The sequence below is a fragment of the Streptococcus halichoeri genome, assembly GCF_009870755.1.
In the GTDB taxonomy this organism is placed as follows: domain Bacteria; phylum Bacillota; class Bacilli; order Lactobacillales; family Streptococcaceae; genus Streptococcus; species Streptococcus halichoeri.
On the sequence record NZ_WLZU01000013.1, the window covers coordinates 16,694 to 35,514 of the forward strand.

General features: G+C 46.0%; 13 protein-coding genes. 1 reads left to right on the forward strand and 12 read right to left on the reverse strand.

Annotation, left to right across the window (positions count from 1 at the left end):
• Positions 1-10: 10 nt before the first annotated feature.
• The 9 genes from GWD08_RS04525 to GWD08_RS04565 form a co-directional block, all read right to left on the reverse strand.
• Complete coding sequence (locus GWD08_RS04525; protein ID WP_159564454.1) at positions 11-766, reverse strand: SseB family protein; 756 nt, start codon at positions 764-766, stop codon at positions 11-13.
• On the reverse strand, positions 759-2,987 hold the full coding sequence (gene pnp / locus GWD08_RS04530) for a polyribonucleotide nucleotidyltransferase (RefSeq protein WP_159564456.1): 2,229 nt from the start codon (positions 2,985-2,987) through the stop codon (positions 759-761). Before pnp ends, GWD08_RS04525 begins: the two co-directional genes overlap by 8 nt.
• A gap of 248 nt (positions 2,988-3,235) precedes the next feature.
• Complete coding sequence (locus tag GWD08_RS04535; protein ID WP_159564458.1) at positions 3,236-3,970, reverse strand: transaldolase; 735 nt, start codon at positions 3,968-3,970, stop codon at positions 3,236-3,238.
• A 17-nt stretch (positions 3,971-3,987) separates the two neighbouring features.
• Positions 3,988-5,367 (reverse strand): PTS ascorbate transporter subunit IIC, encoded by a 1,380-nt coding sequence (locus GWD08_RS04540; RefSeq protein ID WP_159560636.1) that lies wholly within the window; start codon positions 5,365-5,367, stop codon positions 3,988-3,990.
• A 43-nt stretch (positions 5,368-5,410) separates the two neighbouring features.
• A complete protein-coding gene (locus GWD08_RS04545; RefSeq protein WP_159543075.1) occupies positions 5,411-5,692 on the reverse strand; it encodes a PTS sugar transporter subunit IIB in 282 nt (93 codons plus the stop codon).
• 1 nt (position 5,693) lies between these two features.
• Positions 5,694-7,745 (reverse strand): BglG family transcription antiterminator, encoded by a 2,052-nt coding sequence (locus tag GWD08_RS04550; protein WP_159564460.1) that lies wholly within the window; start codon positions 7,743-7,745, stop codon positions 5,694-5,696.
• A gap of 591 nt (positions 7,746-8,336) precedes the next feature.
• On the reverse strand, positions 8,337-9,590 hold the full coding sequence (locus tag GWD08_RS08845) for an LPXTG cell wall anchor domain-containing protein (protein ID WP_280114351.1): 1,254 nt from the start codon (positions 9,588-9,590) through the stop codon (positions 8,337-8,339).
• Positions 9,591-10,091: 501 nt separating this feature from the next.
• Positions 10,092-10,361, reverse strand: coding sequence for a 30S ribosomal protein S15 (gene rpsO / locus GWD08_RS04560; protein ID WP_159543081.1), 270 nt, complete (start codon positions 10,359-10,361; stop codon positions 10,092-10,094).
• A gap of 136 nt (positions 10,362-10,497) precedes the next feature.
• Entirely contained in the window at positions 10,498-11,670 is a 1,173-nt protein-coding gene (locus GWD08_RS04565) for an MFS transporter (RefSeq protein WP_159564462.1), read from the reverse strand.
• A gap of 249 nt (positions 11,671-11,919) precedes the next feature.
• Here GWD08_RS04565 and def point away from each other — a divergent pair, with 249 nt between their 5' ends.
• On the forward strand, positions 11,920-12,534 hold the full coding sequence (def, locus tag GWD08_RS04570; protein WP_159543087.1) for a peptide deformylase: 615 nt from the start codon (positions 11,920-11,922) through the stop codon (positions 12,532-12,534).
• A gap of 360 nt (positions 12,535-12,894) precedes the next feature.
• On the opposite strand, the gene GWD08_RS04575 is transcribed toward def, so the two are convergent.
• The 3 genes from GWD08_RS04575 to GWD08_RS04585 all read right to left on the reverse strand — a co-directional run bounded on the left by GWD08_RS04575 (position 12,895) and on the right by GWD08_RS04585 (position 18,580).
• Positions 12,895-13,509, reverse strand: coding sequence for a nitroreductase family protein (locus tag GWD08_RS04575; RefSeq protein WP_159543090.1), 615 nt, complete (start codon positions 13,507-13,509; stop codon positions 12,895-12,897).
• A gap of 137 nt (positions 13,510-13,646) precedes the next feature.
• Entirely contained in the window at positions 13,647-14,072 is a 426-nt protein-coding gene (locus GWD08_RS04580) for a MarR family winged helix-turn-helix transcriptional regulator (RefSeq protein WP_159543093.1), read from the reverse strand.
• Positions 14,073-14,182: 110 nt separating this feature from the next.
• The gene (locus tag GWD08_RS04585) at positions 14,183-18,580 is read right to left on the reverse strand and encodes a PolC-type DNA polymerase III (protein WP_159564464.1); all 4,398 of its coding nucleotides are present in this window, start codon (positions 18,578-18,580) and stop codon (positions 14,183-14,185) included.
• Between the last annotated feature and the right edge of the window lie 241 nt (positions 18,581-18,821).

Consider the following 18,821-nt stretch of genomic DNA (forward strand, 5'->3'; position numbering starts at 1 on the left):
GATGCCTCCTTTATTCGGTGATTGTCGTCCAATCAATGAGGGTTTGTTGCTCATCAAAAGGATTGATGACAACACCATAGGTGTCGTCAACCTCGTTGTCACCATTGCGCGGCTGATAAATGTCTTGAATTGTCCAAGCTAAAATAACACCCTGGCCACGGCGAAAAGCTCCGCCAAAGTCGTCCTGGTTATACCACTTAGCCAGACTGGTTAAATTGGTAAAAGCTGGAACATAGCTTTTGCCCTCTGGTGTTGACATGGTCGGAAACAGGCGATCAAAATGCTGGTCGTCGCGTGGCAAGACAAAAACTGGAACAAAATAAACCTTGTCCATAGCTTGTGCTGCCTGATTAGCATCGCTCATGACTTGATTCAAAAGAGTGGTGTAAGTGTTGATAAATGTAATCAATTCATTATTTTGGAAAATGGTTGAATTTCCAAAATCACCTTTTTTCTTCAGATTAAAAACAAGTCCTGTCGCACCCACTGAGATGGCCTCTTCTACTAAGGCAACCACCGAACGTTCCATCCAATAGTGGTCTTGCGCACTCTTTTGTTCCTCCTTAAAAAAGGCCAGGTCGGTGTCATCGGTAAAGACCGGGACCACTCTTTGCCCTTCTACATCAATCGCGTAGGGTTCTTTAGCAGCTAAGACCGGGCACTGGTGCAGGGCATCTACTAGGCCCACACCATCAAGAAAATTGTCAGGGGCATGGATAAAGGCCCGCAGGCGAAGATCGAGTTCTTTAATAGCAGTTTTAGTCATGATTTTCTAGTTGTGTTTTATCTTTAGGAGTATGAGGCTCAGGTTTATGAGCATAACGGTCATGGCGATGACTCTTAGAGTGTTTCGTAGAGCCAGTCGCTGTTTCAGTGGCTTCAGGCTTTGGTGGACGTGGCAAGAGAGCTTTCATTGAAGCATCAATCCGGCCCTTATCATCCACTTTGATGACTTTAACATCCACAACTTCCCCAAGCTCTAAAACATCTGCAACATTGGCTGTTCTTGTCCAGGCAACTTCTGAAATGTGCACAAGTGCATCGGTCTTGTCAAAGAGATTGACAAAAGCACCAAATTTTTCAATGCGCACAACCTTGGCATGGTAAACTTCACCAACCTTCGCTTCGCGCACCAAGCCTGCAATTAACTCTTTTGCTCGGTTAATGGCTGCTTGATCACTTGAGAAGATTTGGACATTGCCTTCTTCATCAATATCGATTTTCACGCCGGTTTCAGCAATAATCTTGTCAATGGTCTCACCGCCCTTGCCGATAACCACTTTAATCTTGTCCACGTCAATCTTAATGGTATCAATCTTAGGAGCTGTAGGAGCCAATTCTGGCCGCGGAGCTGCGATGGTGGCTTCAATCACATCGAGGATTTCAAAACGGGCTTTCTTAGCCTGAGCCAGGGCTTCTTCCAGGATTTGTGGGGTAATGCCCGCAATCTTAATGTCCATCTGGAGAGCAGTGATACCTGTGCGGGTTCCTGCTACCTTAAAGTCCATATCACCAAAGTGGTCTTCTAGCCCTTGAATATCAGTTAGGACAGTGTAATTGGTCCCATCAGAAATCAAGCCCATGGCAATCCCAGCAACGGGAGCTTTGATTGGGACACCACCGGCCATCAAGGCCAAGGTTCCGGCACAGATCGAAGCCTGTGATGATGAGCCGTTGGACTCGAGGACCTCAGCCACCAAACGGATGGCATACGGGAAATCTTCTAGGCTTGGTAGGACCTGGGCTAAAGCACGTTCACCAAGAGCACCATGGCCAATCTCACGGCGGCCAGCTGCACCATAACGTCCGGTCTCTCCGACAGAATATTGGGGGAAATTGTAGTGGTGCAAGAAGCGTTTCTTATATTCTGGTTCTAAACCATCAATAATCTGTGTTTCACCCATTGGAGCCAAGGTTAAGACTGATAAGGCTTGCGTCTGACCGCGGGTAAAGAGGCCTGAGCCGTGAACTTTTGGTAAAAAGTCAATTTGGGCGTCCAGAGGCCGAATCTCATCGACCTTACGGCCATCAGGCCGAATCTTCTCCTCGGTGATTAAGCGCCGGACCTCAGCGTGTTCCATTTGCTCCAGGATCTCAGCCACATCCCGCATAATGGTAGGCAAGTCCTCGTCCTCGGCAAATCTGGCTTCATATTCGGCCTTAACCTCTTCTTTGACGGCTTCTGTTGCAGCTTCACGTGCTTTTTTCTCTTCGACTTGGACAGCCTTTTGGAGGTCAGCATTGTATGTAGCGATTATTTCTGCCTGTAAGTCCGCATCAACCTGCAGGAGTTCCACTTCAGCTTTAGCTTTACCGACAGCGGCAACGATCTCTTCTTGAAAGGCAATCAGGTCTTGGATGGCTTTGTGGCCACGAAGAAGGCCTTCTAACATAATCTCTTCTGATAGTTCTTGTGCACCTGACTCGACCATATTGATGGCCGCTTTGCTCCCAGCGACTGTTAATTCTAATAGCGAAGCTTCTTTTTGCGCCTTGTCTGGGTTGATGATAAATGCCCCATCACTGTAGCCAACCTGTACACCAGCAATTGGGCCGTTAAAGGGAATATCCGAGATGGATAGGGCTAATGAAGAGCCAAACATCGCTGCCATTGGGGCGCTAGCATTTTCATCATAAGAAAGAACGGTATTGATCACTTGGACTTCGTTACGAAAACCCTCGGCAAACATGGGGCGGATGGGGCGGTCAATCAAGCGAGCGGTCAGCGTCGCATCAGTTGATGGCCGGCCTTCGCGCTTCATAAAGCCTCCTGGGAATTTACCGGCTGCGTACATTTTTTCTTCATAGTTGACTTGGAGGGGGAAGAAATCACCGCTGGCCATTTTCTTAGACATGACAGCAGCTGTAAGCACGGTAGAGTCACCATAGCGGACAATGACAGCGCCATTGGCTTGCTTTGCGACTTGGCCGACCTCTACAACAAGAGGTTTCCCAGCAAAAGTGGTTGTAAACGTTTGTTTGGACATGTATGATTCCTTAAGTTTCTCGCCTTTTTTGAAAAAGGCAAACTCTTCCTTTCAGCATTTTTCGAGATTCTACGTTGTTTTGCTACAAAAAGCAATCGGTCACACTTACTGATCAACTCCTCTTTGTATCAAACGACGTATCTTCACAATTTTACCATAAATTCCTAAAAAATTCATGGTTGTCTTTTATTCTCACTGACATTTCTGTACTAAAAAAGCTCCTTCAAAGAGGAGTTTTTTAATGAGGCTTACGACGGCAGATTCTCATCTTCTAAAATCTTAAAGCCCAGACTCTTGCTATCTGCTAAGAAGGCTTGAACTGTTTCCAAGGAATAGTGCTCCAAGTCCTTGCCTCTTAATGATAATTTAGCTATTAAATCACTGGTACAGGTGATAACATCAACGCCGAGCTGATTGGCTTGGTAAATATTGAAAGTTTCACGCGGGCTAGCCCAAAGCAACGCGATCGCTGCTTTTTGATGACAGATCTGCACAGCTTCAGCCATTAGGGGCATTGGATCAACACCCGTATCAGCAATGCGGCCAGCAAAAACCGAGACAAAAGCAGGCACACCAGCGGTTAAATGTTCAACTACTTCACGCACCTGATCCAAGGTAAAAATGGCTGTGACGTTTAACTTAATCCCCTGCTCAGAAAGTTCTTTAATCAGACTGGCCGTTGATTGGCCTTTAGAATTCACCACAGGGATTTTGACATAGACATTGTCACCAAGTTCTGCAATCCGTTTGGCTTCTTGGCGCATGCCGATAATATCATCTGCAAAAACTTCAAAAGAAACTGGGTAGTCCTTAATATGGCTAAGCACCTCCTGGGCAAAACCAAGGTAGGAACTAATACCGGCCTTTTTCATCAAACTAGGATTGGTCGTAAAACCAGTTACCAAACCCGTGTCCAGGTCCTTTAACATGGTGTCTAGAACGGCACCATCTGAGAATACTTTTATTGTTAATGGATTATTCATACTTGCCTCCTATAGCTTTAGTTGTTATCACTGACATTATTAATGGCTTCGCTTGAATGAGATAAAACGTTAGGCACCACTAAAACAAGGGCCACCAAACCAACCACGAGATAGATTCCCAATTGGCCTAGTGAAGCACCTAATCGACCAAGTAAGATTCCTAAGACACCAAAATCAATGTCACCAAAAGTGGTATTTGTAAAACCTAATCGGCCAAGAACCGGTAAGAGAAGAGCAGGCAAGAAAGCCAAAAGCAAACCATTTGCAAAAGCTCCTAGCACGGCTCCGCGTCGGCCTCCCGTGGCATTGCCATAAATCCCTGCTGTCGCTCCACAAAAGAAATGAGGAACCATACCTGGGATAATCAACACGCCACCAGCAGCACCTAAGATTAACATACCCAGCAAACCACCGACAAAACTAGCAGCAAACCCTAAAATAACAGCTGTTGGTGCATAGGGGAAAAAGACTGCACAATCAACTGCCGCAATAGCATTAGGGATTAACTTGCTGGCAATACCCTGAAAGGCAGGAATCAAGTCGGCTAAAATCATCCGAACTCCCGCATAGACAATGGCGACACCCACAGCAAAGGTTAAACCACTCTTAATAGCAAAAATAAATGGATTTTGACCTGCTGATAGACCAGTGGCTACCGATGCATCGCGTAGCACTGAGACTAAGGTTGCGACTAGGTAGAAAATAACCATAATCAAGCCAGTGGAGATTGTTGTGTTGCGGAGGAAACTCCATTTTTCAGAAATCTGCAAATCCTCAGTGTCCTTACTGCCTTTGCCGACCTTGCTTCCTACCCAAGCAGCAAGATAGTAGCCCAAGCTGCCAAAGTGACCAAGTGCAATCGCATCGCCATCCGTAACTTTGAGGGTGTATTTTTGTCCGATGGCTGGGGAAATGGCCGACCAGGCACCCAAAATGAAGCCACCCACCAAAATCAGCTGACTTCCCTTAAAACCAACAGCACCAAGGACAGCTGACAAGAGGCAGGCCATGAAAAAACTATGGTGCCCTGTTAAGAAGATATATTTAAAGCGCGTGAAGCGGGCAAAGGCTAGGTTAAGGAGCAGGCCAACAATTAAGATTGACATAGTTTCCACTCCGAGGACTTTTTGGGCAACGGAAGTGACGGCTTCATTGTTTGGCACCACTCCTGTAATGCCAAAACCATGCTCAATCAATTTGGCCAGAGGATCGAGATTAGCTACAATGACACCCGCCCCTGCTGATAACATAAGATAGCCAAGAATAGGGCCCAACGTGCCAGTCAAGACTTTGTGCCAAGGTGTTTTCAAAGCAATCAGGCCAGCAAAAGCAATCAAGCCCATTAAAAAGGCCGGTTCCTTTAAAATATCTCTAAAAAATGCTAATAATGCTTCCATACGAAAGTCCTTTCTATCCAGTGATCGAGGATACTTGCAGTCATTAAGCCATACCACTCATTTCTTTTAAGACAGGAACGAGGTCTTCTTCGATTTTTTTGCGATTGGTATAACTTTTAACGATACACACCTTGGTGCCTTGCGGGAAAATATCTTCAAATTCCTTAACAGTCACATAGAGGTCTGCTCCTTTCCCAACAGCAGCATTTGAATCACACGATTCCGCATCTACTGCTATCCCTAAAGAAGCAGCAATAGCTTCAACTTTCATACGTAGCAAGAGGCTGCTACCGATACCATTACCACAAACAGTTACAATTTTCATTTTATGCATCTCCTTCTTCAATAATCTGGCGAATGATGGCAAGGATTTCTGGCTTTGTTGGTGCGGCAATCAAAGCAGCAATCTGCTCATCATCTTCTAAAATCATTGCTAATTCTTGTAAAGCTTTTAAATGTGCGGTCGAATCAACCGCAGCTAAGACAAAGATGAGCTGGACGTCTTTGTCATTATCACCCTCATGGGCAAGATCAAAGCTTACAGGATGTTTGAGTTGTAATAAGGACATCCCCAAGTGGTGCACCCCCTGTTCAGGGGCAGCATGCGGCACTGCCACCTTAGGTGCAAGGACAATATAGGCACCCAGTTCATTTACAGAGGCAATCATGCCCTCAATATAGCGCTTTTCAATAAATCCATGCTCAAGTAAGGGACGAGCCGCTAGACTAATCGCCTCTTGCCAATTGGAAACGGCTGTTTCTTGTTGAATAAAATCTTCTGTCAATAGTTCCAATAGACCAAGTCCTCCAATTTCTTTTTCAAAATGATTGCCAATCAAATAGTCTGACAGATCATAAGCAAGCTCTTCTTGATTATTAATCGTTGCGTGTTTATCAATAATAGCCAACAACTCATCCAGTGCCAGCTGATTGGCCAAGGGAATGTTAAAGTCCCGGCAAACCATTTTCTTTAACATCAATCGCTCAACAGCTCCCATAATCGGCTGCGTCACATAGACTGGCTTTTGACAGGGAAAATGAACCGTGGAAAAGACCAAGTCATAAGTGCTGGCATCCAGCAAAGCAATCTTATCTAACTGATGGATCTCAATAAACTGCAATTGGGGAAACAACTGCTTTAACTCCGCATGCAACATCAAAGACGAACTAATCCCATTAGGACAGACACAAAGAGCCACCAAATGTGTCTTTTCACTGGCCTTTGGCTTTTCCAACCGCCCACCAAAATGAATGGTAAAATAAGCCACCTCATCTTCACTAATAGCTTTGCCTAGTTGCTTTTCTAGGGGTGATAAGCTGCGCTTAACCAGATAAAAAAGAGAGGCATACTGACTTTTGATCTGGTCCTTGAGCGGATTGTGGAGTTCCACATCATAATAGATACGATAATAGGCTGGCAGTAAATGGCTGTATAAATTCTTGCGCAGTGATGGCGTATCATTTAAGACAAGACCTGTATTAACAGAGACGGATTGGATGATCTCCTCCATAATCTGATAGATAGCGGCATGATAACCCCACTCTAAATCTCCTTGGATACAGCCAATGAGACGCGTCAGGATAAATTCAGCTTCCTGCTCAAGGCTGGGGTAGCCTTTTAGTAAGTCAGCTAATAGCAGCGCGATTTGACTAAAGGCAGCTTCTTTTTGCATCACACCTTGACGAGGAAGGGGTTGCCAAAAGGGGTTGAGGCTTAACAAGGCTAAAACATAGGCCAAGCCTCTCATCTTTTCAGCGATATAGACAAGGCCATAGCGGTTACCCAGTCGAAGCAAGCTAGCATGCAGCTCCTCAACTGGGCAGGGGAGGTCTAAGGTTATCAGCACATAGGTGATTAACCACTTCCCTGTGGAATAGGTCAGCAAGTGTGCAATCGTGGCTTCCAAGAGTCGCCGCAAAGCAAGCCCATCTCCGACAAAGTAATAACCTTCTTGTCTGGTATAGACTAGCTGGACACCATAGTCTTGCGTCCACTTGCGCACAAGCTTAAGATCCGTCAGGATGGAATTGCGACTAACCTGCACAAAGCTCTCCAGATGCGTGATAGCCACAAAGTCTTTAGCCAGCAGCAAGTACAAAGTAAGCATTGCTGGTCTTTCGGCTTGAAAGAGATAGTCGGTCATCTCAGGCATCAGACGCTCAAACAAGCTTGTTTCTGTGATGTGGGGAACACCAACCTTTGACTGATTACAGGTTATTTGAGGAAAGCCGTAGCGGGCTAAACTCTCATTGATACGAGCAATATCCGTCAGTAGCTGGCGACGGCTCACTTGTAAGATGGATCCAAATTCTTCCAAGGTATGCTCAGGGTACTGGGAAAAGATCTGAAATTTTTTGATGAGCTCATGGGATAACATGGTATCTCCTCCTATCTATTAGTATAAAGTGAAGCGTTTTCATTTTCAATCCTAATTGGGTCCAAACTCGCGGAGCTAGCTCAGACAGACAATTGGACTCTTGCTGGTCTCAGCAGCTTCACGCCTTATTTTAAAGCAGCTAGCAAGATAATCGAGAAGACTCCCAAAAATCACTTAACAGCAAGAAAGACCAGGAAAGGCTGACAACTAAAAAATAGCTGATAGCACCCGCTCAGGGAAGCTACGCTAAACTTTTTGCTAAAGAAATCCCTTATGGCGCTTGCCAAATGATAGAAAAAACACCTCATTGCTGAGGCGTTTTTGACATTGCTATTTGAAAAGCGAGGAGCCCACCCTCAAAAACCAATGCGCTTGGGGTCGCTGTTATTAGCCCAAGCTTGCTTAGACAACAAAAAACAAGGGGAGAGTGAGTCGGCTCTTCCCTTGTCCTTGGCAGTTGGTCCTCTCCTCTTGCTCAAAGGCTAGATGAAAGGACTCTAATCACTCAGTAAGAGTGGGTGGCACCTGTGCTTGACTCTGGCAGAACGGGCACAGACACCTTTTTTAGTAGTGGTTTGTAAAATAGGATTGTTAGTTATTTTCCTTACGTTTGTGTGTGAGAACACCCGCCATAGCCATGACACTTAGGGCCGCCGCTGTGAAGAATGGCTGGCGCTGCTCACCAGTCGCTGGTAAGTGCTGGTGTCTAGCTGGCGCTGGGGCTAGCTGAGGCTGAACTGGCACTGACTGAGGCTGACGACTAGGAGCAGTTGGCGCTGCTGACTGACCTTGTGGAGCTGGTCGGTCTTGAGGCGTTTGCTCAGGTGTTTGAGGTTGTTTAGGCTGACTAGGAACCTGTGGCCGGTGCTGCTCTGGGGCATGGGGTGGTTCCACCTCTGGCTTATGCGGCTCTTGAGGCTGCTCAGGTGTATGGGGTGATGGTTCTTCTGGCTTGTCTGGGCTTTGTGGTGTGCCTTGCGGACCTTGGGGCCCTTGCTCACCACGCGGACCTTGGTCACCCTTAGGACCAGCTTCGCCGCGTTCACCTTGGAGGCCTTGGTCACCTTTTTCACCGCGTTCGCCTTGGATTCCTTGTAAACCTTGTTCACCGCGCTCGCCTTGGATTCCTTGATCGCCTTTTTCACCGCGCTCACCTTGGAGGCCTTGTAAGCCTTGCTCACCCTTGTCACCTTTAGGGCCGACCTCGCCGCGTTCACCTTTAGCGCCATCTTGACCAGCAGGACCCTGCGGACCAGGAACACCTTGAAGACCACGTTCTCCAGTTTGTCCCTTCTCACCAGTTTCGCCTTTATCGCCACGCGGACCTTGGGGACCAGCAGGGCCTCGTGCACCTACGGGACCAATTGGACCAGCGGGGCCGGCAGGGCCAGTTTCACCACGGTCTCCATTCTTACCGGCTGGACCTTGAGGGCCGACTTGTCCCTGCTCACCGGTTTCGCCTTTATCACCACGCGGACCTTGCGGGCCAGCAGGACCAGTTTCACCACGATCTCCTTTAGGGCCTCGAAGAGCTTCCCCGTTAATGCCATCAAACAGTAATTCTCTCCATTTATTTTCACGTTTTTGTACCTCTGTCAGATATGTGTATAATTGGAGTAAGTACGCACGAATTGATGGAGTTGTGTAGTCATTACCTCCTAAAAATCTGGTATTTGGCTTAACATATTGATCTACTTGGGGAATTGGATGTTTTTCTAAATTTGCAGTTGCATTTCTAAGTCCTGCTATTACCGTGTCTCTTGATTTGACTCCTTCTTCAGCCTTTACGCTTACCCCCCCCCGAGGGTTAGTAATAGGGCCGCCGAAGTCAAGCCATAGCGGCAAACTAGCCGATTAAGGCGCTTGGGTGTGGTCGTTTTCAATTGTCTTTCTCTCCTTTTTCCTTGTGATTAAAAATATCGTAAGGTAACTAATATTTTCTACTCAGAGTATTATAGGAGAATGGGAAAGGCTTTTAAAGCTCAAATCCTGTCTTTTTTAAAGATATATGAGCTTATTACAAAAATCAATAGATAATGTGCTTTTTCAAGTTCCGGTTGTTGTCAATTGCCTATTTTCACTTCTCGTTTTTCTTCTTTCGCGTCATTTATTTTTATAAACTTTATTTTTTGAATCTGCCATTTTTAGGCCTCTACCCTTCTTTTACTTTTTGGTACTCCTAGTAGCCAAAGGGTCTGGCCAGCAAAAAACACCTCATTGCTGAGGCATTTTCTCGTTTTCAACTATAACCGATAGACAGCTAGCAAGTCAGGCATTAAGCAAGGGTCTGCTCGGTCTAAAGACTGGTAAGACTAGGCTAAGCTATTGGTTTTCTTTCTGAAACTATTAACGACGAAGTCCAAGTGATTGGATTAAATCGCGGTAACGGTTAACGTCTGTGCGACGTAGGTAAGCCAACAAGTTACGACGGTGACCGATTTTTTTCATCAAGCCACGGTAAGTAGCATGGTCTTTTTTATGTTTTTGGATGTGGTCGTTCAAGTGGTTGATTTCCCAAGTAAGCACGGCTACTTGAACTTCTACAGAACCGGTATCGCCTTCGTGGCGTGCGTATTGCGCGATGATTTCATTTTTTTTCTCTTTTGAGATTGCCATAATAAAGTCTCCTTTTTTTGCTTAATCCGAGTCTTAGGATTGGCCTGCCTAAAACCAAGAAAAAGTTGGTATGTCTTAACGACTATCTCATTGTATCAAAAGCTGTTAAGGAGGTCAAGTAAGGACCTTTGGCTGCTTAATCGCTTAGGTAGTTCACCAGGGCAGGTCGCATAAAAAAGATAAGGATACCAAGAATGAGGCTCAAGATGGCAAAAATGAGATAGGGAGTGGTCGCTTGGTGGGACTTGGCAACGAGCAATTGTAAAACAAGAGCGGCGCCACCACCACCGAGATTGCAGCCCAGTAAAACCAAGGTCGTGGCCTGGTTGAGCTGATTGCCCGGCATCCGCTCAGCCAAGCGATGAAAGACAGCAGTCACTGCGATGCTATTGACATAGCCGGTTAAGAGGGCACCCATTGTTATCCAAACCAAATTATCCCCCTGCCAGAGGAGCAACATGCTAAGGCCTAAAAGAATGGCAAAAGCCTCGACTAAATGCTGCTTAAAGCACTGCAAGGCTAAGCTAAAGCTCATACCCGCAAGAATACCTGTCAGCATCATCAGGCTAAGAATCAAGCTGGCTTGGCTGGCTGTGCCAATCTGTAATTCGGTCATCACAACTGGAATTCGAAGAGTGGTAGCTGTATTCACGACAATCACAAAGCCAGCGTAGCTAGCCAGTAAAAGAATGTACACCATCTGCTTTTTACTAAGAGGCGATTTGCTCAAAACAGGATTAGAACCAGGCTCTTGCGGCTCGGGCCGAGAGACAAAGAGCAGATACAAGAGCAAGATAAAGAGCGAAAAGGCGTAAATCATAAAGGCCTTGGACCAGCCAAAAACCAGCAAGTAACCAGCCAGCAGGGTAAAGGCTGCTGAGCCTAAGACCTCTGCAGAAGCTCGGTAACCCAGCATTTTAATGCGCTGGGTCCCCAAAAAGCGTTCGCTAATCATACTAATGGCTCGCGCATTAATCAAGCCAATACCTAAGCCCAAGATGAGGCGAGATAAAAAGACCAGCTGATAGGCTTGGCTAAAGACAGGCAGCGTCCCTCCCAGAGCAATCAAGAGCAACCCTGAAATAATCGTCTGACGCTCATTGAGCCAGCGGCTAAGAACAGGCGTTAGTAATAAGGTCGCTAAGATTGCAAAAGAAGATAAGGAAAATAAAAGTGTAACCGCGCCCTCCTGGTAACCATACCTCTGATAATAGCGAATCATTTGGGGGATGGCTGGCGAGACAGAAAACGGGGAAATCATCATAAGCGAGAGACTTAATAGACTAAACTTTTCAAGGAAGGATTTCATAACCAATGCTTTCGTTTTTTATAGTTACTTCCAGTATACCCAATTCTAGCGCATAAGCCTAGCCATCAATGTGCAAATCTCCTAATATTTTTATTTGAGTTCTGCATCTATCAAGCAATCACAAGGAGCCTATCACTCTGCCAACAGCTACAGCATCAGCTATTGAAATCGTTACTTTTACCTCTGCCTTCTTTTAAATTTTTATAAAATATGGTATAGTTAACGCAAAGAATAGATAAAGGAGAAAGAATGTCTGTACAAGATAAACTCATAAAACCCAGTCATAACATCACCATGAAGGATATTATCCGCGAAGGCAACCCTACTCTGCGTGCTAAAGCACAAGACGTTGCCCTTCCCCTTTCTGATGAGGATATTCTTCTTGGGGAAAAAATGATGCAATTTTTAAAGCATTCTCAAGATCCCGTAATGGCAGAAAAACTTGGCTTACGTGGTGGCGTTGGCTTAGCTGCCCCACAAGTAGCTATCTCAAAGCGCATCATTGCCGTTTTAGTGCCTAATCCCAAAGATAGCGAAGGCAAGCCCCCTAAAGAGGCCTATAGCCTGCAAGAAATCATGTACAATCCTAAAATCGTGGCTCACTCCATTCAAGAGGCTGCGCTCGCTGAAGGTGAAGGCTGCTTATCTGTGGACCGCGTGGTTGATGGCTATGTCGTACGCCACGCTCGTATCACTGTGGAATACTATGATAAGCATGGTGAAAAACATCGCGTCAAACTCAAAAGCTACAACGCCATTGTTGTCCAACACGAGATTGACCACATTGATGGCATCTTGTTTTATGATCGCATCAATGAACTTAAACCTTTTGAGGTCAAAGACGACATGCTGCTGCTTGATTAGAGTCAGCACGAGCTGCTTAGCAAGGTCTAAGCAGTTTTTTTGTTTGGGTGAAAATGGCTGCGCAGCCCCAGCTAGCAAAACCCAAGGCCAGGCCAGTCGCAGCGAGCACTTAAGCTAGCAGCTAGCTAGGAGCTTACAGGCATTTGCTGTCCTAAGCACTAATCGCTACCTGCCCATTTTTTCTGTTACAGCTCAGCTATTTCCCAAAAAAAAGCGCAAGAAAAAACCGACCGACACACTAAAGCCAAGTGATATACCCTGTTCAATGGACTAATCCAGTGAGTGGGGTAGCTATCAAGACGGCTCAATATGTCGATCGGTTAGTTTATTTAGAGGCCTATTTTTTAGCTGGTACAGGCATTAGCCAATCACTTTGAAACGCTCATCATCGTTCATGAAGTCTTTGTCACCTGCTGGAGCTTCAATCGAACCAAAGTTCAATTGACCACGTAATTTCCAGTTAGCTGGCACATTGTACTTAGCAGCAACAGATGCATCAATAACTGGGTTATAATGTTGGAGGTTACCACCAAGACCATATTCTGCTGCAAGTGCTGTCCAGGTATTGACAGCAGCTATACCGGTTGATTGTTCTGACCATACAGGGAAGTTTTCAGCGTACAATGGGAATTGTTCTTGAAGGCCCTTAACCACATCTTGGTCTTCAAAGAAGAGAACTGTTCCTTTTGAAACACCAAAACTTGCTAATTTTTCTTTAGTAGCGGCCATGGCTTCTTCTGGAGCACCTTGCTCTTTCATGGTAGCTACAAGATCGGTCGCAACCAATTCATTCCAAAATGTTGAAACTTCTTCATCTAAAAGGATAACAGCGCGTGATGTTTGACTGTTAAACGCTGATGGAGACTGACGAATCGCTTCTTTGATGGTTGAAACAAGTTCTTCATTGGGGGTTTGAACATTGCGTCCCATGGCGTAGATTGTCCGACGTGCTTTTAATGATTCTAAAAATGACATAGTTTCTTCTCCTTTTGCTTCACTGGGCAAGCAAGCAGTAATCCCCACTTGCAAGCTGGACCTTTTGGTGTTTCAGTGATTTTTATTACTATATAGTGATTATATTACTACTAGTTAGTAAAGTCAAAGAAAAGGTCTCAGCTTTTTTTAAATTTTTTGAGAAGCGTAATCAATTGTTCTTGTTCTGCTGGCGTTAGCACTGAAAAGACTTCCTCCACCTGGGCGATATGGGCTGGCAGTGCTTGCTCAATAACAGCCTGGCCCTTTGCTGTCAAGGTGACAAGAAAGGAACGCTTATCATTGGGACAGGCATCTCGTTTGACCCAGCCTTTTTTGACCATGTTATTAATAACAACAGTCATATTGCCAGAAGTTGCCAACATACTGTCAATCAATTCCCCAATCTTTAGAGGGCCTTTTGCATATAAGACATCCAAAACCGCAAATTGCGTCGGTGTCAAAGCATAAGGTTTATAGGATTCCGAAACGCGGGCATCCACCGTTCGAAAGGCTTTTCGCATGACCACCATCGCTTTTACGGCGGAATTTTTAAATGTTACCATTTGGTCTCCTTAGGTTTTCTTTTCATAATATCACTACTTAGTAATAAAATCAATTTGTTGAACTGCGGTTGGTAGGTCATTTTTTCAATCTTTGCAAAAAGATAGTAGCTTTAAAAGAAATCATCAAACAAGCTTAATTGATTGTCTTCTGGCATATTGCCTAAAATGCCCATGTCTGCCATTTTTTCAACCAAGGTTGAAGAGAGACCGCCGCGCTTACGCAGCTCCATCTTGGAGAGGAATTCGCCTTCTTCGCGTGCTTTAACTAACTGCTTGGCAACGTTATCGCCCAATCCTTCCATGGCCACAAAAGGCGGGATAAGCGTGTCGCCTTTGATTTGAAAATCAGTGGCACTACTATGGTAGAGGTCTAATTTGCCAAAGGTATAACCGCGCTCTAGCATTTCATTGACAATTTCTAAGGTTGTGTAGAGATCATTTTCCACATTGCTGGCTTCATTATTTTTTTTCTTTTGAGCAATGTCTTCCATGCGTGCTTTGACAGCGCCAAGGCCAGCGCTCATGGTTTTTAATTCAAAGGCTTTAGCCCGAATTGAGAAATAAGCACAGTAATACATCAAAGGATGGTGGACCTTAAAGTAGGCCACCCGCAGAGCCATTAATACATAAGCTGCCGCGTGAGCTTTGGGGAACATGTACTTGATTTTACCACAGGATTCAATGTACCAATTAGGGACATTGTTTTCTTTCATAGCAGCAATATAGCCCTTGCGTTCTTCTTCGGAAATCTTGAGCCACATGCCTTTACGCACGCGCTCCATAATGGTAAAAGCCATCTTGGGCTCTAAGCCAGCATGCATGAGGTACACCATGATGTCATCCCGACAGCCGATAACCGTTTTTAGGGTGGCGGTTCCTTCTTTGATTAAGTCTTGGGCATTGCCCAGCCACACGTCTGTCCCGTGTGAAAGGCCAGACAGCTGCAATAACTCGGCAAAGGTTGTGGGATGAGTCTCATTGACCATTCCTCGAACAAAGTTCGTGCCAAACTCAGGGATGCCAAGCATGCCCGTAGGCGTGCCAATCTGCTCAGGTGTCACCCCAAGCACTTCAGTACCAGAAAAAAGGGCCATGACATCAGGATCATCAGCTGGGATTTCCTTGGGATCAATGCCTGATAGATCTTGCAGCATGCGAATCATCGTTGGATCATCATGACCCAGAATATCAAGCTTTAAGACGTTCTCATCAATATCATGGAAGTTAAAGTGGGTCGTCTGCCACGAAGCCGTAATGTCTTCGGCTGGGTATTGGACTGGGGTAAAGTCATAAACGTCCATGTAGTTAGGAATAACAACAATACCGCCTGGGTGTTGACCGGTAGTGCGTTTAACCCCAGCCGCTCCGGTGGCTAGTCGATCAACCTCCGCATCAGGGTAAAATTTGCCATAGTCGCGTTCATACCCCTTGACAAAGCCATAGGCGGTCTTTTCAGCGACCGTACCAACTGTCCCTGCCCGAAAGGCATAGGCTTCACCAAAAATATCACGCACATCCAAGTGGGCGCTAGGCTGATCATCACCTGAAAAGTTCAAGTCAATATCGGGTACCTTATCACCATCAAAACCAAGGAAGGTTTCAAAGGGAATGTCCTGGCCATCTTTTTTATAGGGCGTGCCGCACTGCGGACAAACCTTGTCCTTGAGGTCAAAACCTGAACCAACTGAACCATCGGTAATGAATTCGGAGTGTTGGCACTTAGGACACACATAATGCGGTGGCATGGGATTAACCTCGGTAATCCCAATCATGGTCGCAACAAAGCTAGATCCGACCGAACCCCGCGAGCCAACTAAGTAGCCGCGTTCGTTGGAACGATTCACCAAAAGCTGCGAGGCGAGGTAAATCACAGCAAAGCCATTGCCCAAGATAGAGGTCAGCTCCTTTTCGATACGCAAATCAATAATATCAGGCAAGGGATTGCCGTAGATTTCAAAGGCTTTTTTATAGGTTAATTCAGCAACCGTTTCCTCAGCCTTGTCCAGGTAAGGTGTGTACAGATCGTTCTTGACCACCTCGACTTCCTCGATACGGTCTGCCATGTCCTGAGTATTTTGCACGACAACTTGGTAGGCTAGCTCTTTACCCAGAAAGGCAAAGTCGTCCAGCATTTCATTGGTGGTGCGAAAGTGGGCCTTAGGCAACGGAGCTGGCTTAGCTCCCTCTCCACGACCAATGGTCCGGTTAATCAGCGCTCCTTGGCCTAAGCTACGAACGATAATCTCCCGGTAGATTTCTTCTTCAGGCTCAATATAGTGAACATTGCCCGTTGCTAGGACCGGTTTATCGGCTCTTTTTCCAACTTCGATTAAATCCTTGATGACCTGCTCAATCCCAGCCTGATCCTTGATCAACTCCCGCGCCACAAGTGGCTGATAAATAGCTGGCGGCATGATTTCGATAAAATCATAGTAAGCTGCTAACGCAACAGCGGCATCAACCCCCTTGGTCATAACAGCATCAAAGACCTCGCCTTCTGAGCAGGCCGACCCCAGCAAGAGCCCTTCACGGTGTTGATCTAAAACCGTCCGAGGAATACGGGGGACCCCTTCGTAGTAGGTAACATTGGACAAGCTGACCAGCTTAAACATATTCTTTAGGCCGGTTTGATTTTGCACGTAGATCGTTGCATGTTTAATCCGCGCTTTTTTATAAGAATCTTCCGCCACAAGCTTAGTATTTAAATCGACCAAGTCAGTCACATGGTGCTTTTCTCTGGCTTCTTCTAAAAAGATAAAGAGCAAGCGACCCGTGGCTTCCGCGTCATAATTGGCCATGTGGTGATGCTCAAGCGAGACCTGAAAACGTTTGGTTAGTGGCCCCAAACCATGGCGCTTGTACTCTGGATAGAGATTGCGGGCAAACTCCAGCGTGTCAATCACCGGCTGAGTGATTAAAGAAAGCCCATGGCGCTCATAGTTAGCATTCATAAAGCCAACGTCAAAAGAAGCATTGTGGGCCACAAGCACCGTACCCTGACAAAAGGCCTGAAACGCTGCAAGCACCTCTGGTAAGGACTTAGCCCCAATCAAATGATTATCCGTAATCCCGGTCAACTCTGTCGTAAAGGCCGACAAAGGGTGACCTGGATTGATAAATTCGTCAAACTGCTCAATAATGTTTCCCTTGTACATCTTGGAGGCTGCAATCTGAATCAAATCATTATGGATGGCAGATAGACCGGTGGTTTCAACGTCAAAAACAACGTAGGTGGCCTCGTGCAAATCAAGCGATACAGGGTTGTAGGAGATGGGGACCTTATCTTCTACTAAGTTGGCCTCTAAACCAAAAATTGCTTTAATCCCAGCTCGCTTGGCCCGGTGATAGCCATGGGGAAAGCTTTGCACATTGGCATGGTCAGTAATCGCCACCGCCTTGTGGCCCCATTTGGCCGCAGTGTCAATCAAGTGTTCCACAGTGGGCAGAGCATCCATGGTGGACATATTGGTATGAGCATGAAATTCAACACGCTTTTGCTCGTCTGGCATCAAGTCCTTACGTTCGTGATGGACGATTTCTTTTACTTGCTGCACATTCATCGTTAAACTGCGCGTGAAAGGGTTATTTTCGATGTTTCCTTGAACGCGCAGCCAGGCCCCCTTGGTAATCATGTCATACTTGCGCAATTCATCATCGTCTTTGGCCCATTTTTGCATGGCAAAGCTAGAGGTGTAGTCAGTCATCTTGAAATTGATAATGTGCCGACCTGTCCGCGTGGTCTTGCGCTCAACATCAAACACCATTCCCTCAAAAACAATGCGGTTTTCTTCGGTGACAATCTCACTCATCGCAGTGATGGGTGCCTTGTCAAAACCAACCTGACGCTTCGCCTGACGTTCCTTATAGTCAAAACCCGGCTGTGGACTGGTTTCCTCAGCTGGCGGCTGGAGCGCCTCAAGCGACTGTTGGGCTTGGCGATTTTCCTGAAAAGCCTTTTCTAATAGCTGTTTACGACTAGTCGTAAAATCTTTTTTGAGAGCCTGGCTCTTATCACTGTCTAAGACCAGCTTAATCGGCCACAGCGGGTAGCCAAATAGGCTGAGCTGTTTAGCTAGATTAGGCAAGTGATTCTTCAAAAAATGCTCCTGATCCACAAAATCAGGCACCCGAATGACCAATTCCTCCTCCTTTGCGGCAACGTCTAGAGACGAAAAAAGGGATTTGAAGCTGGCACTATCACAAGGAGCATACCGAAAAGCCTCCTGATAATAGGCTTGCAAAAGGGCCGGATCGTCAGAGAACGTCTCTACCGACACCTGCAAGCTGGCCTTGATGTCCGCCTTGGCAAAGCTATCTTCCAGGCGCTGCCGTAATTCCCGGTAGACGTCTAGGGGTAATAGCTGAGCAAAAACCAAGTGAAATTCCCAGCGGCGCGATAAGGAATGGACCTTAACCTCCTTAATATCAGCTGACGAAAAAACACTTGACTGTCTCATCTCAAGTGGCATTTCGATTTGTTCCATTAATTTCACGAATAAATCTGACATAGTTTTCTCCTGATTTTCTAGACTCTATTTTACCACAATCATGAGCAGTTTTCGACTCTAGACCAAGTGCCTGACAATCACCGCAGATACGTAGAAAGCCACCAGCCTACTCAGCCTAGCTGGCTTCGCCAATAAAGCCTAAACAAAACTTGAACCAAGCCTAAACAAACCTTGAACTAAATTTTAACAAAACCTGGGCAAAGCCTGGCCCTAATTGGGCATCATTGGTTCTACTTGGGCC

What these genes read in the sequence shown, in the direction of transcription:
- GWD08_RS04525 (WP_159564454.1), bottom strand. Translation starts at nt 766, where the DNA reads ATGACTAAAACTGCTATTAAAGAACTCGATCTTCGCCTGCGGGCCTTT.
- pnp (WP_159564456.1), bottom strand. Translation starts at nt 2,987, where the DNA reads ATGTCCAAACAAACGTTTACAACCACTTTTGCTGGGAAACCTCTTGTT.
- GWD08_RS04535 (WP_159564458.1), bottom strand. Translation starts at nt 3,970, where the DNA reads ATGAATAATCCATTAACAATAAAAGTATTCTCAGATGGTGCCGTTCTA.
- GWD08_RS04540 (WP_159560636.1), bottom strand. Translation starts at nt 5,367, where the DNA reads ATGGAAGCATTATTAGCATTTTTTAGAGATATTTTAAAGGAACCGGCC.
- GWD08_RS04545 (WP_159543075.1), bottom strand. Translation starts at nt 5,692, where the DNA reads ATGAAAATTGTAACTGTTTGTGGTAATGGTATCGGTAGCAGCCTCTTG.
- GWD08_RS04550 (WP_159564460.1), bottom strand. Translation starts at nt 7,745, where the DNA reads ATGTTATCCCATGAGCTCATCAAAAAATTTCAGATCTTTTCCCAGTAC.
- rpsO (WP_159543081.1), bottom strand. Translation starts at nt 10,361, where the DNA reads ATGGCAATCTCAAAAGAGAAAAAAAATGAAATCATCGCGCAATACGCA.
- GWD08_RS04565 (WP_159564462.1), bottom strand. Translation starts at nt 11,670, where the DNA reads ATGAAATCCTTCCTTGAAAAGTTTAGTCTATTAAGTCTCTCGCTTATG.
- def (WP_159543087.1), top strand. Translation starts at nt 11,920, where the DNA reads ATGTCTGTACAAGATAAACTCATAAAACCCAGTCATAACATCACCATG.
- GWD08_RS04575 (WP_159543090.1), bottom strand. Translation starts at nt 13,509, where the DNA reads ATGTCATTTTTAGAATCATTAAAAGCACGTCGGACAATCTACGCCATG.
- GWD08_RS04580 (WP_159543093.1), bottom strand. Translation starts at nt 14,072, where the DNA reads ATGGTAACATTTAAAAATTCCGCCGTAAAAGCGATGGTGGTCATGCGA.
- GWD08_RS04585 (WP_159564464.1), bottom strand. Translation starts at nt 18,580, where the DNA reads ATGTCAGATTTATTCGTGAAATTAATGGAACAAATCGAAATGCCACTT.